Source organism: Streptomyces sp. NPDC046557, assembly GCF_040645975.1.
GTDB lineage: Bacteria > Actinomycetota > Actinomycetes > Streptomycetales > Streptomycetaceae > Streptomyces.
Window position 1 is genome coordinate 719,323 of sequence record NZ_JBEYZH010000001.1, and the last position, 12,710, is coordinate 732,032.

The following is a 12,710-nucleotide window of genomic DNA, read 5'->3' on the forward strand; positions in this document are numbered from 1 at the left end:
CGCAACACGTGCCATCAGGTGCACTCCCTCAATGCGGATGTGATAACCGAACCGCTCTTTTCGGTGAGTTCCACTATGTTTTCGGATGGATGGTGAGGGCCGGACGGGTCATACGGGGGGCCGCGTGTGGATGGCCACCGTCTTGCACCGCGTGTATTCCCGCAGCGCCTCCAGTCCCTTCTCCACGCCGATGCCCGAGCGCTTGTAACCCCCGAAGGGGAGCTCCACCCCACCGGCCGCGCTGTAGTTGTTCACGAACACCTGCCCCACGCGCAGCCGCTGGGCGAGCCAGTGGGCGGTGGTCACGTCGGACGTCCAGACCCCGGCGGCGAGCCCGTAGGTGGTGTGCTCCGCGAGCTCGACCGCCTCGTCCAGGGTGTCGAAGACGGAAACACAGAGGACCGGACCGAAGATCTCCTCGTTGAACACCCGGTGCCGCGGTGTCACGTGGTCCAGGATCGTGGGTTCCACGTAGAACCCGCCGGCGTACAGCTCGCCCTCGGGGACCGCGCCGCCGGCGCGGACCACGCCGCCCCGGCCCTCCTCGGTGAGGTAGCCGAGCACCCGGTCGCGCTGGGTGGCGGAGATCAGTGGTCCCATGTCGGGATCGCTTGTTCCCGGGCCGATGCGCAGGGCGCGGAAGGCCGCCGCGAGGGCCGTCACCAACTCCTCGTGCACGGACCGGTGGACGAGCAGCCGGCTGCCGGCCGAGCAGTTCTGCCCCGCGTGCTCGGTGATGGAGTCGACGATCAGCGGTACCGCTCGCGCGGCGTCGAAGTCGGGGAGGACGATGTGCGGCGACTTGCCGCCGAGTTCCAAGGTGACCGGCACGATGTTCTTCGCCGCCGCCGACATGACGGCCTCGCCGATCTCCCGGGAGCCGGTGAAGGCGAGTCGGTCCACGTCGGGATGGGCCGCCAGGGCCGCGCCCGCCTCCTCTCCGTAGCCCGGCACGACGTTCAGCGCCCCCGCCGGGAGCCCCGCTTCCAAGACGATCTCCGCCAGGCGGAGCGAGGTCAACGGCGCGTCCTCGGCCGGCTTGAGCACACAGCAGTTTCCGGCCGCCAGGGCGGGTGCGACGGTCCTGGCGGCGATCTGCAGGGGGTAGTTCCACGGGATGATGTGCCCGCACACCCCGTACGGCTCCCGCAGGGTGAAGGCGAACCGGTCCGGCTGGTGCAGGATCGTTTCACCGCCCAGCGCCTCCACGGCGCCGGCGTAGAAATCGAAGTAGCGTGCGGCGACGTCGGCGTCGACCAGCGACTGACTGATCGGCTTGCCGGTGTCGCGGGTCTCCAGGGCGGCGAGTTCGGGGCGTGCGGCGCGGATCGCCGCGGCGATCCGGCGGCAGACCCCGGACCGCTCCGCCACAGTGGCGAAGCGCCAGACGGACTCGTACGTGGACCGGGCCGCGTCCACGGCGTCGGCGACCTCGGCCTCGCCGCAACGGGCCACTCGCGCGAACGGACGGCCATCGGACGGATCGAGGACGTCGATCCACCCCATCGCGGGCACCTTCTTTCCCGCGATGACGGCCGGGTACTCGGGTAAGTCTGCGTCGCTCACGGGGGCATCAAGCTCCTTGCGTGGGGGAACCGCGGCACTCGTCGTCAGCCGTTCATCGATCCGTCGAGGATTCTGCGCAGGTCGCGAGAGGCGACATCGCGCGGGCAGCACACCAGCAGGCGCTGCTGCTTGAGGGCGCCGTCGACAAGTGCAGGCAAATCCTTGCCGGAATAACCGAAGGACGCAAGGCCGCCCGGACCGCCCGTATCCGCTACCAGCTGCCGCAAAGTGGCCGGAAGTACCTCCGCGCCGTGTGCCGCGGACACGCCGGCCAAGTTCGCACCGAGCAACTCGGCCGCCCGCAGGTGGCGCTCCGGGGAGGTCGGATAGGTGAATTCGAATGCCGCCGGGGCGGTGGACACCACGGCGGCGCCGTGCGGCACCATCGGATGATCGACCGCGTATCCCTCGGGCCGGTAGTCCCGGACCAGACCGGCTATCGGATACGCGCAGGCGTGCGGAATATGGGTGCCGGCGTTTCCGAATCCCATTCCGGCATAGCTCGCCGCCTGGCTCATTCCTATTCGGGCTTCCAAGTCGTCCGGATTGAGCACGGCCCGTCTGAGGTAGCGGCCGACCAGCCTCAGGGCCTGCTCCACCCACACGTCGCTGATCGGGTTGGCGCCGACGTACAGCGGCCGGTCCGCGGGGGTGCGGTAGGGGGGACGCCGGTCGTAGGGGCGGGCGGTGTACGACTCGCAGGCGTGCGTGAGCACGTCGTACCCGGAGGACGCGGTGACCGCCGGGGGCAGGGTGAGGGTGTTGGCGGGGTCGATCAGCGCCAGGGAGGGCAGCAGCCGCGGATCGCTGATGCCCGTCTTCACGTTCAGGCCCGAGACGCCGAGGGCGACCATGGCGGTGCACTCGCTGCCGCTGCCGGCCGTGGTGGGCACCGCGACCAGCGGCTTCAGGGGGCCGGGGATCCTCGCTCCGGCGCCGATCGGCGCGTTCAGGTAGTCGCGTACCGACCGGCCGGGGTAGGTGAGCAGGAGGTTGAGCATCTTGGCCGTGTCGATCGAGCTGCCCCCGCCCAGGCCGACGTAGCCGTCGACCCGCAGGGAGGCCAGTTCGCGGGCGGCCCGGGTGCAGCTCTCGTCGGTGGGCTCCACCTCGACCCGGTCGAAGACCGAGACCGCGATCCCCTCCTGCTCGATGAGCTTGGCGACCCGGGCCGACAGGCCGAGGCCGGCCAGTACACGGTCGGTCACCAGCAGGACCGACCGGACGCCGGCCCGGCGCAGCTCGTAACCGATCTCCCGGGTGGCACCGACACCGAATTTCAGCGGTGGGGCCTGCCAGCCGATGATCCTTTCGTGCTCTGGCGAATTTTCGCCGACCCACGCAACCGGCTCCACCGTCTACCCTCTCCCTCTCGGTCGACCGACCCTCTTGACCATCCGGCAACATTACGTTGCATATGCGTAGCGAATTTGAGCGGGTGAAGGTCACACTAGTCGGGCTATTTCGCCCTCACCATAGGACTCTCGTCCCATACGGAAAAGGACGGGGTGTCCGAATCGACACCCCGTCCCCACCCCGCCCCACGATCAGGCGGGTTCCACGACGAGGCGTGCCTCGATTTCCTTTACGCGGGCCGTGTCCGCGTCAACGGATTCCTGACTCGGGCCGCCGAGAACGACCCAACCCAGGCTGGTGAACAGGTCCTCCGTGCAAGGCACCCGCTCGCCGTCGCGGTACGGCAGGCCCAGCCGGTGGAAGGTGGGCAGTTCACGGACCGCGTCCAGGGCCCCGACGTTGCGCAGGATCCCCTCGCGCGGGCTGGACAGCCACACCACGCGCACGGGCCGCACGATCTCGTACCCGGGGGTGAACGTGCCGTCCAGGTGGTGGCGCACCGTGCGGTCGATCTGGCAGTCCCCGGTGGCCAGCCGCGCCGACCACTGCAGACAGCTTCCGGCCAGCCGCGCGGCCGTCTCGATCAGCCGCGGGCCGTCGACCGTCAGCATGACCTCCGTGTGCGTGCAGCCGTTGCGGACGCCCACCGCCTCCGCCACCTGATGGGTGTACTCGCCCAGCAGCGTCGCGATCGGGTCCTGTGGGGCCAGGTAGTCGACCGCGTCGTAGATGCCGATCCGGTCGTTCTTGGCCGACTTGCTGTAACGGCTGACGGATACCAGACCGAAGTTCCCGTCGACGGAGTACGTGTCGACGATGTACTCCGTCCCTTCCGCGAACTCCTGCACCAGGACGGTGTCGTTGCGGATGTCGAATCGGTTGACCGAGCCGAGGAGGCGGTCGAAGTAGGGTCGCCAGTCCTCTCCCGTACCGACCTTGTGCACGTCGTCCGTCCCGCCGCTGCGCCGGGGCTTGAGCACCAGCGGCCGGCCGTCGAGCCCGTTGTCCCGGATCCACGCGGCGACTTCTTCCGGGTCGGCGGTGGCGATCTGGCGCAGGTGCGGGATTCCGGCGGCCGCGACCGCCTCGCCCATGGGCCATTTGTCCCGGCGGGCCTCGGACAGGTCGAACACGTTGCCCGTGCCCGGCATCAGTTCCTCGATCAGCGCGTCGACCAGCATCACCGCGGACTCGTTGCCCGGGACGATGGCGACCGGGTCGTAGCCCTTCACCGTCCGGACGAGCTCCTGGAAGTCCCCGTCGTGGTGGTGCGTCCGGAAGAAGGCATCCGGATTCCACGTCCGCCGGTAGGAGTTCAGCGGACCCGGCGTGCTCAGTACGGCCACCGGTTCGACGTCTCGTTCGCGGAAGGCGTTCGCGTACTCGGCCGCGCCGGAGTACGGGTCGACGAGGATCGCGTAGCGGGGCATTGGTTTCCTCCAAAGTAGTGCGGGGGCGCCGCGTGCCTCACGTGGCGACGGTGGTCTGCGCGCCGAGGTCCTCGGCGGACCCCGCGCCGCTGTCCGGACCCTTTCGCGGCGGCGTGCGGTCGGCGGCGCCGACGGGGCGCACGCCCAGCCACGCCGCGCCGACCGCGAGCAGGCCGAGGGCCCCGCACCCGAGCCACAGGCCGTCTCCGAACCGGTTCCAGAGCATGACGCCGAGGAACGGCCCCACCGCGGTGCCGAGTCCGTACAGGGAGTTCGACGCGCCCAGGTAGCGGCCGCGCAGCTCCGGCGGTCCGGCCTGGGCCGGGTAGGCGAAGAAGAGGGTCGGATAGCCCACTATCTCGCCGAGCGACCAGACGAGGGTCGCGATCACCAGCGCCGTGATGCCCCAGGGCAGTGCGTACAGGCTCATCCCGATGCCGGTGAGGGCCACACCGGCGATCACCGCGATCCTGGCCGGCCAGCGCTGCACCACCTTGGCGATCAGCAGCTCGCACGTGATGACGAGAGCGCCGTTGAGCGCGACCATCGCCGCGTACACGCCGGTGTTCAGCCCGAGGTGCTTGACCGTCAGCGGGAGGGTCGACACGTACTGGATGTAGATCACGGAGCTCACGAACATCGCGAGCAGGAACAACAGGTAGCGGCCGTCCGTCAGCACCGCGCGGTAGCTCGGTTTGCGCCCCGCGCCGCCGGCTCCCGGGGCGTCCGTCGTGCCCTCGTGCCCGGCCGTCTCCGCCGCCTGGTGGCGGGGCAGCGTCACCCCGGCCACCGTCGCGAAGACCAGGATCGCCGCGGCCTCGCCCCAGAACAGGAAGTCCCACGACACCTGGACCAGGGCCGCACCCAGCAGCGGGGCCGCCGTCGTGCCGAGGTTGATCGCCAGCCTGACCATGGCAAAGATCATGACCTGGCGTTCGGCCGGGATGAGCTGGCTGATCATGCTGGTGGACGCGGGACGGTACGCCTGGCTCAGCGCGCCGCCCACGCCGATGATCGCCAGGATCGCCGGGTAGCTGTCCAGGTAGAGGACCGCGGGGAGCAGCACCGCCGAGCTGACCAGCGTCGACATGATGGTCAGCCGGGGACCGACCCGGTCGGACATCCAGCCGCCGGTCAGCACGCCCAGTACCGTCCCCGCGCCGTAGACGCCGAGGGCGAGGCCGGCCTCGGTGGCGGAGAAGCCGCGCTGCGTCATGTACAGCACCATGAAAACCTGGATGAAACCGCCGAGTCTGTTCACCGCGGTGCCGACGAGCAGGGACTTCACCGCTGTCGGTGACTCCCGCCAGACCGTCTTGACGCCGACGTGCACGGGCTTCGCCTCCGGCCCCGGCTTCGGCTCGGTCTCGTCCACCGCGGGGGGAGAATCGCTGCTTGCCATGGGAATCACTCTGCGGCGGGGCGGCCGGGCGCGACAGTGGCCAGACTGACGTCCGTCCACGAATTCCTGCCACGTGCCGTCATCCGGCATCTCCCGGCTTCGCGTCGGCGAGTCCGGTGAGCGCCTGGCCGAAGACCTCGCGCGCCCGTCGGGTGACCTGCCCGCGCCACGTCGCGTCGTCCGCCGGGCAGAACGCCGCGCGCATGAGCTGCTTCAGCTCGGAGCGGACCGCTTCGGCGGGGGCGTGGTGCCGGTGCAGCCAGGCGTCCGCGCACAGCGCGAGCAGCACTTCCGGGCCCGGCCGGGTGCCGAACTCCAAGGTGATGGCCGTCAGCCGCCCGGTGGGCCCCAGGCCGTCGGCGACCGCGCTCGCGGTGTTGCCCACGATGGGCGTGGACGAGGAGGTGCCCAGCTCGGAGGCGGTGAGCGCGTCCCCGTACCAGCGCCGGGCGCGCTGGTACGCGTCGGCGTCCCGGCCGCCGCGGAAGATGGGCTCGCCGACCCCGCGCTCACCGAGCCCGGTGTGCAGGTCGATGTAGGCGACGTGCGCGGCGCCGGCGATCTGTTCGGCGACGACCGCCTCGAACACCCGGCGGGACCAGGTGGGCCGCGAGCCGCCGTAGAACAGGCCGTCGGGGTGCCGGTACTGGCCCCGGGTCACGGCCTCCTGGAGGGTCTGCGGGCCGAGCCGGTCGCGAAGGGCCGTCAGGTTCGCCACCGACTCGCGCGGGGAGAAGGCGGCGGGCTCGGGCGGCACCAGGGTGGTGTGGACGGCGTCGTAGGCGTCGTTGTGCGGCGGGGCCCCGTGGTCGACGAAGTTCCGGTTGAGGTCGACCTCGTCCTCGTTGACGCGGCGCAGGTACGCGAAGCCGTAGGGATTGAGGGCGTGGACGAGCAGCACACCGGTCCCGGGCCCGGCCGCCCGCGCCAACCCCTCGCGCAGCAGGATTCCGGTCTGACAGGCGGAGCCGCAGAAGCCCTCGACGCCGTGCGTCCCGGAGACGGTCACCAACAGCTTCCCCGGGGCGGCCGGACCCACGTAGGCGGTGTCGACACAGAGGTCACCGCCGTCGGGCCCGCGGTGGCCGGCCAGGGTGTACGTCTTCAGCCGGGCGCCGGCCGCTTCGGCGGCACGCAGGAAGTCGGCGCGGGCCCGCGCGTAGTCGGCGGGAAAGGCGTCTGTCATGGCGGTCTCGCGTTCCTGGAGTGCCGATACGGGGTACGGGCTCGGAGCCGCGAGCCGCGAGCCGCGAGCCGCGAGCCGCGAGCTGCGAGCCACGGGCAGCGCGCGGCGGGAGGGGCGGCGGGTGAGGGGCGGCGCCCGGCGGGGCTCAGTCGCGTCCCGAGGGAAGCGGCAGGCCCAGGGCCGTGAGGATCGCGTGCGCCCCGTCCCGCGTCGGGGCGTGCAGCAGGCACAGCACCCGGTCGCCCGGGGCCGCGTGCCGCTCGAAGTAGGCGTTCGCCTCGGGAACGTAGCTGGTGGGTCGTTCCCGATAGAGGTCGCGCGGCCGGCCGATGCCCCGGATGACGCCTCGGGCGACGTCGAAGGGGGCGCCGGGCGCGAGCACCGCGGCGACCTCGGCCGCGAGCGCCGCCTGGCTGTCGTCCTCGCCGGCCAGGTCCGGGTACATGTCGATGTCCGGGTGCCCGCTGAACGCCGACATCGCGCAGTGCACCACGGGGTTGTACGTCTTGAGCGCGATCACTTCGGGGAACGGGCGGCCCTCGGCCAGCAGCCGGGCGAAGTGGACCGACCAACTCTGGCCGAAGACGGGGCCGTTGCGGTACGCGTCGCCAACGAACTGGATCATGACGTGCAGGCACGAGCGCCCCGAAGGGATCTCCGCCCAGTGGGAGGTCAGCAGGGAGACGACGCGATCGCGCTCCCGATCCACGCCGACCACTATGTAGTCGGCCTCGGTCAACATGTCACGGCGGAAGGTGAACAGCTGACGGGCCTGCAGGCCGGGCATCGTCTCCACCAGGCCGTCCACGATCCACTTCTCGGTCTCGCCCGGCAGTTCCCGGCCGGGCGGCAGGGCCGTCACCTCGACTCCCCGTCGCCCGTCCCGCCGGGCGGCCCCGTCGTCGTCCGGCACGGACGTCCCCGCTCAGACGTCGGCCGAGGTGGGCAGCGGGATCTGGTCCTCCGTACGGCCGAGCACGGTGAGCTGGTGCAACTCGACGAAGTACAGCTTCCAGAGCCAGTACACGTGGTTGAGGTGCTCGACCACCTTCTGCTCGTCCGCGTCCGTGGTGACCAGGGTGGACATCACCCGCCACACGAAGTCGTCGTGGTCGTCGTCGAGGTCGGTGTTGACGTGGGCGCGGGCGCCCTTGACGTTCTCCTGGCCGAGGACGCTCTCCAGGTTGTCCAGCCATTCGGGCTGGGTGCGCGTGGTCACGTACTCCACGAAGTAGACGCTGGTGATCAGCGCGAGCGGGCTGTCCTCGAACTCCATGCCGTACTGGAGGTATCCGGTGAGCAGCTTGGTGGAGAGCATCGGCTCGGTGGAGTAGATCTGGTCCTTGGTGACGCCGACCTTGGCGAGGTCCGCGGCGAACAGCCGGTCGTGCAGCATCTCGTCGTCGGTGTAGTGGGCCCACGCCTTGGCCTGCACCGGGTCGACCTTGGTGAAGTACTTGATGGCCAGCGCGTCGATGGTCCGCTTGCGGCGCAGCCGCAGGATGGTCTCGATGTTGTGGCGCTTGTAGTAGTCCAGGTTGAGTTCGGCGGCGCTCTTCTGGTGTTGGGCGAAGGGCACCGTCTCGTAGAAGTCCTTGATGAAGGTGTCGAGGATCGCGTCGACCCGCTTGCGCAGTTCGGGGTTGACCGTCATGGCTTTCTTCCCTCCTGTGGGGTCAGTGACAGCCGCAACTCGCGCTGGACACGCGCCGCATCCGGCCGCGGCGCACCGCTTTGCGGGCGCCGAGTACGGCGGTTCCGTCCGATGTGAGCAGTGAGCTGCGGGGACAGAGGAAGGCCAGGGCGAAGCGGGTGGCCGGGGTGATCCCCAGCCCGAGGTTGACCACGCCGGCCGTGGCTCCGTACACCTCGTTGGGTCCGCAGTTCGCCGGGACGACCTCTGTGGTGGTGTTGATCCCGAAGCCGAGTTCCCAGATGACGCGGTAACGCGGATCGTCGGTGAGGAGCCTGTCCAGCTCCGCGGCGGCCGGCGCGGCCCCCGGGGTCTGCGGGGTGACGCCCTCGATGCTCCCGGCGGTGACGTGGAGCGTCACGGGGTGCGAGACGAGGGGGGAGAGCGCTTCGAACAGCCGCTGCTGCTCGGGGCCGTCGGCGGGATCCGCGTGCCGGTGGACGATCGGCCACCCGCGGAGCGTCAGGTCCCCGTGGAGACCGAGCAGCCGGGCGTCCGGCTCGAAGGTGGTGATCTCCGCGGCGGTCACGCTCAGTTTGCCGGACGGGAAGATCTGTTGGTCGCCCGGCTCCAGGACGCCCGCCTGCTGGTTCCAGACGCACTCGCCGACCGTGTGGTCGAACTCGGCTTCCGTGCCCGCGGCGTCGTCGACGATCGTCAGCCGCTCGCTGTCACCGACGAGGTCGAAGAACTCCTCCGCCACCGCCGCCTGTCGGGCGATGTCGGTCGTGGCCGCCGTGCGCAGGAAGGTGCGGACGTGCTCGTCACTGAGCGGGGTGGATCCGGCGGGCAGCACGGCCAGCTTGCGCGCTCCCAGCTCCCCCGGTGTCGGCGAGTCCAGGAAGCGGCCCGGGCAGACGGCCAGGACGTGCGCGTCCGGCGGGACGTTGTCGGCCATCAGGGCGCCCAGGCGCGTCCCGCGCGGCAGGGTGAGCCGGTCCACGCGGGCGTACCCGTCGCCGGGGAGCAGCGAGACGGGCTCGCCGCCGTCCTCGCCCGTGATCAGACAGAACGTCTCGACCGGCTCGCCGAATTGACCGAAGTCGGTTGTGGTGGGATTCAGCGGTGACACGGGCGCACTCCCTGGTGAAAGACGACGAGAACCCCGTGGCGGGGCATTCGCGTGCCCCGCCACGGGTCGGTACTCAGCCCAGGAGCGTGCCCAGGTAGTTGCGGTTCTTCTGCACCTTGATCTTCTTCATGACAGTCACCTCCTGTTGAATGGATTTCTTGTGTTCACCCCGTACGGTCCGACGGTCGAAGCCGCTGCTCTGCGGTGACGACCCTCTCCACCGTGGGGTGGTCCGGGTGGCCGATCAGCGCCAGTCCATTGCTGGTGAGGACGCGCGTGTCGGGCGAAATGATGTCCAGGTGGTATTGGGTGTACGGGGTGAGCCCGAGGCCGTAGTGGAGACAGCCTTCCGTGCCGCCGTACACCTCGTTCATGGCGTGGTTGCCGGGCAGGATGTCGAGGGAGGTGTTGAGGGCGTGGCCGATCTCCCACACGATCCGGTAGCGGGAGTCCACCGCGAACATCTGCTCCAGCATGTCCACGGCCGGTGCGGCTCCGGCGTCCAGCGCCTCCAGGCGCGTGATCCTGCCGTCCTCGACCGTGGCCTTGATGGCGTGGTCACGCATGGTCCAGAGCCGCGCGTGGATGCGGGCCTGGTCGGCCCGCGAGAAGGACGGGGTGCCGTTGTGCAGGATCGGGTAGCCGCGTAGCGTGATCTCGCCTTCCAGCGGGAGTTTGAGGGCCTCGTCGAACTCCCTGATCTCCACCGGCAGCACGCTGATCTCGCCGGACGGCACGATCTGCTGGTCGCCCCAATCGAGCGGGCCGGCCTGCTGGTTCCACACGAGACCGTCGCGGAGGTGATCGAGCACGGCGCGGGTACCGTGGACGGGGTCGGCGTACACGAGGTGCTCGGCCTCTTCGGCGAGCTCGAAGAACGTGTCGCAGAAGGCCGCCTGATCGACCGACGAGGTGCGCTCCATGACACCGAGGAAGTGCCGGATCTCGTCGAGGGTGGTGGGCGTCGAGTTGCAGGCCATGCCCATGATCTTCCGCTGTCCGACGAGTTCGGGATCCGGGGACGCGAAGAACCTGTGGGGCGAGACGACCAGGATGTGGGCGGGTTCCGGGATTCGCTTTTCGAGGAGGTCCTCGAAACGGTCGCCCTGGCCCATCGGAATCGTGAGGTAATTCTTGTACGCAGCGGATTCCACTATCTCGAACCGGTCCACCAACTCCGGGTTCGTGACCAGACAGAACGTGCTTCCGGCGGCCTCGCCGAACTGGCTGAAGCGCCCGGGATCTATGGAAATCCGTGTCACGATCACTCCCGTCATGGCCTGTGCGACTTTCCCTCGCCGTGGTCACCACTGTGGCTTTCGGGAGCTACCGCGCGCCATAGGACCTTTGTCCCTGGGAAATCCGCCGCGGCGATCGGGATCTCCGGACACGACCGAGTGAGCACGACACCCACCGCCCCGCGACGACCGCGACGATCTCCGAGGACAAGGAAGTGGCCGACCACATGCCCCGTCCCAGGTCCGGCCCCGTGCCCGATCCCGTACCCGGGTCCGTCCCCGCCGGGCCGATCCTGATGGCCGACCCCCGCGTGGCGGCGATCCGGTCACCTCATCCGACGAGGTACTCGTCGACCTGCGCCACCGGCCGCCCGACTTCCGGCAGCGCTACTTCACCGCCTACCGCGACCGGCTGCGGGACCTGCGTCCCGATCTGGACGAGACCGCACTGCACTTGCCGCCAGTCGGTGGACGGTGACCGCTACCGGGCCCCGCGCACGGGCCGCGGCAGCGCCCCGTAACGGGCCGGTCCACCGCCCGCCGGACCCCGCCGCCCGCACCGCGCGCCCAGGAACATGACGGGACGGTCTGCGGGGCGCTGCCCCGCAGACCGTCCTGGCTGTCCCGGTTGTGGCGGGGCGGGAGGGGCCGTGCCCGACGGTACGGGCGTCACGAAACCCGCCGGCCACGTCACGTGAACCCCTTTGGCTGCGGCGGACGTACGTCGGAGCGGCAGGCTTGCCGTCCTTCGGGGGACGATCAGCTGTTGAGCACCGGAATGATCTGCTCGCCGTACGTGTCGATGACGTGCTCCCTGGCGTCGTGCATGGCGTAGACGGCGAACTGGTCGACGCCCAGGCTTCGGAGGGCGCGGAGTTTGTCGATGTGGGCCTCCACGGGGCCCAACAGGCAGAAGCGGTCGACGATCTCGTCCGGGACGAAGTCGGTGGACGGGTTGCCGGCGCGGCCGTGGTGGCTGTAGTCGTAGCCGCCCCGGGCCTTGATGTACTCGGTGAGGGCGTCCGGGACCATCGAGGAGTGTTCGCCGTAGCGGGTGACGAGGTCCGCGACGTGGTTGCCGACCATGCCGCCGAACCAGCGGCACTGGTCGCGGGCGTGGGCCAGGTCGTCGCCGACGTACGCCGGCGCCGCCACGCAGATGGTGATCGAATCCGGGTCGCGGCCCGCCCGGGCGGCGGCCTCCCGGACCGCCTTGACCATCCACTCGGTGAGGTAGGGGTCCGCCAGCTGAAGGATGAAGCCGTCGGCCTTCTCGCCCGCCAGCGCCAGGGCCTTCGGCCCGTACGCCGCCATCCAGACGGGGAGCTTCCCGTCGCGGATCCACGGGATGCGGAGGGGGTTGCCGTCCACCTCGGCCTCGCGGCCCTCCGCGAGGTCGCGGATCACCTCGATGGCTTCCCCCAGCCGGGCCAGGGTGTTGGGCTTGCGACCCGCGACGCGCATCGCCGAGTCACCGCGCCCGATCCCGCACACGGTGCGATTGCCGTACATGTCGTTGAGGGTGGCGAAGGTGGAAGCGGTCACCTCCCAGGTTCGGGTGCCCGGGTTGGTGACCATCGGGCCCACGTGGAGCTTCTGCGTGTTGGCGAGGATCTGGCTGTAGATGACGAACGGCTCCTGCCACAGCACGGCGGAGTCGAAGGTCCAGCCGTAGCGGAAGCCGCCCCGTTCGGCCCGTTTCATCAGGCTGATGACCTGGGAGGCGGGCGGGTCTGTTTGCAGGACGAGGCCGAAGTCCATCACGGC

The 12,710-nt window shown here is 70.1% G+C and carries 10 protein-coding genes; all 10 read right to left on the reverse strand.

The features are described 5' to 3' along the window. Positions 1 to 108: 108 nt before the first annotated feature. The 10 genes from ABZ934_RS03535 to ABZ934_RS03580 all read right to left on the reverse strand — a co-directional run bounded on the left by ABZ934_RS03535 (position 109) and on the right by ABZ934_RS03580 (position 12,704). Positions 109 to 1,566: an aldehyde dehydrogenase family protein gene (locus ABZ934_RS03535; RefSeq protein WP_361308024.1), complete on the reverse strand. Its 1,458-nt coding sequence runs from the start codon at positions 1,564 to 1,566 to the stop codon at positions 109 to 111. Positions 1,567 to 1,610: 44 nt separating this feature from the next. Next, entirely contained in the window at positions 1,611 to 2,921 is a 1,311-nt protein-coding gene (locus ABZ934_RS03540) for a hydroxyacid-oxoacid transhydrogenase (RefSeq protein ID WP_361308026.1), read from the reverse strand. Between the two features lie 192 nt (positions 2,922 to 3,113). Next, positions 3,114 to 4,352, reverse strand: a complete 1,239-nt coding sequence (locus tag ABZ934_RS03545) for an ATP-grasp domain-containing protein (protein WP_361308028.1) — start codon at positions 4,350 to 4,352, stop codon at positions 3,114 to 3,116. Positions 4,353 to 4,389: 37 nt separating this feature from the next. Further along, positions 4,390 to 5,754 carry an MFS transporter gene (locus ABZ934_RS03550; RefSeq protein WP_361308030.1) on the reverse strand — a complete coding sequence of 455 codons (1,365 nt, stop codon included), beginning with the start codon at positions 5,752 to 5,754 and terminating at the stop codon, positions 4,390 to 4,392. Between the two features lie 79 nt (positions 5,755 to 5,833). Beyond that, on the reverse strand, positions 5,834 to 6,940 hold the full coding sequence (locus tag ABZ934_RS03555; protein ID WP_361308032.1) for a M14 family metallopeptidase: 1,107 nt from the start codon (positions 6,938 to 6,940) through the stop codon (positions 5,834 to 5,836). Between the two features lie 145 nt (positions 6,941 to 7,085). After that, positions 7,086 to 7,853, reverse strand: a complete 768-nt coding sequence (locus ABZ934_RS03560; protein WP_361308034.1) for a hypothetical protein — start codon at positions 7,851 to 7,853, stop codon at positions 7,086 to 7,088. Positions 7,854 to 7,865: 12 nt separating this feature from the next. Next, positions 7,866 to 8,594 (reverse strand): hypothetical protein, encoded by a 729-nt coding sequence (locus tag ABZ934_RS03565; protein ID WP_361308036.1) that lies wholly within the window; start codon positions 8,592 to 8,594, stop codon positions 7,866 to 7,868. A gap of 22 nt (positions 8,595 to 8,616) precedes the next feature. Further along, entirely contained in the window at positions 8,617 to 9,705 is a 1,089-nt protein-coding gene (locus tag ABZ934_RS03570) for a hypothetical protein (protein WP_361308038.1), read from the reverse strand. Between the two features lie 164 nt (positions 9,706 to 9,869). Next, positions 9,870 to 10,967 carry a hypothetical protein gene (locus ABZ934_RS03575; RefSeq protein ID WP_361308040.1) on the reverse strand — a complete coding sequence of 366 codons (1,098 nt, stop codon included), beginning with the start codon at positions 10,965 to 10,967 and terminating at the stop codon, positions 9,870 to 9,872. 735 nt (positions 10,968 to 11,702) lie between these two features. Then, entirely contained in the window at positions 11,703 to 12,704 is a 1,002-nt protein-coding gene (locus ABZ934_RS03580) for a TIGR03842 family LLM class F420-dependent oxidoreductase (RefSeq protein WP_361308042.1), read from the reverse strand. Positions 12,705 to 12,710 lie beyond the last annotated feature (6 nt).

Bases quoted from the DNA above. Each gene is read 5' to 3' on its own strand.
- ABZ934_RS03545 (WP_361308028.1), bottom strand. From the start codon at position 4,352: ATGCCCCGCTACGCGATCCTCGTCGACCCGTACTCCGGCGCGGCCGAG.
- ABZ934_RS03550 (WP_361308030.1), bottom strand. From the start codon at position 5,754: ATGGCAAGCAGCGATTCTCCCCCCGCGGTGGACGAGACCGAGCCGAAG.
- ABZ934_RS03555 (WP_361308032.1), bottom strand. From the start codon at position 6,940: ATGACAGACGCCTTTCCCGCCGACTACGCGCGGGCCCGCGCCGACTTC.
- ABZ934_RS03565 (WP_361308036.1), bottom strand. From the start codon at position 8,594: ATGACGGTCAACCCCGAACTGCGCAAGCGGGTCGACGCGATCCTCGAC.
- ABZ934_RS03580 (WP_361308042.1), bottom strand. From the start codon at position 12,704: ATGGACTTCGGCCTCGTCCTGCAAACAGACCCGCCCGCCTCCCAGGTC.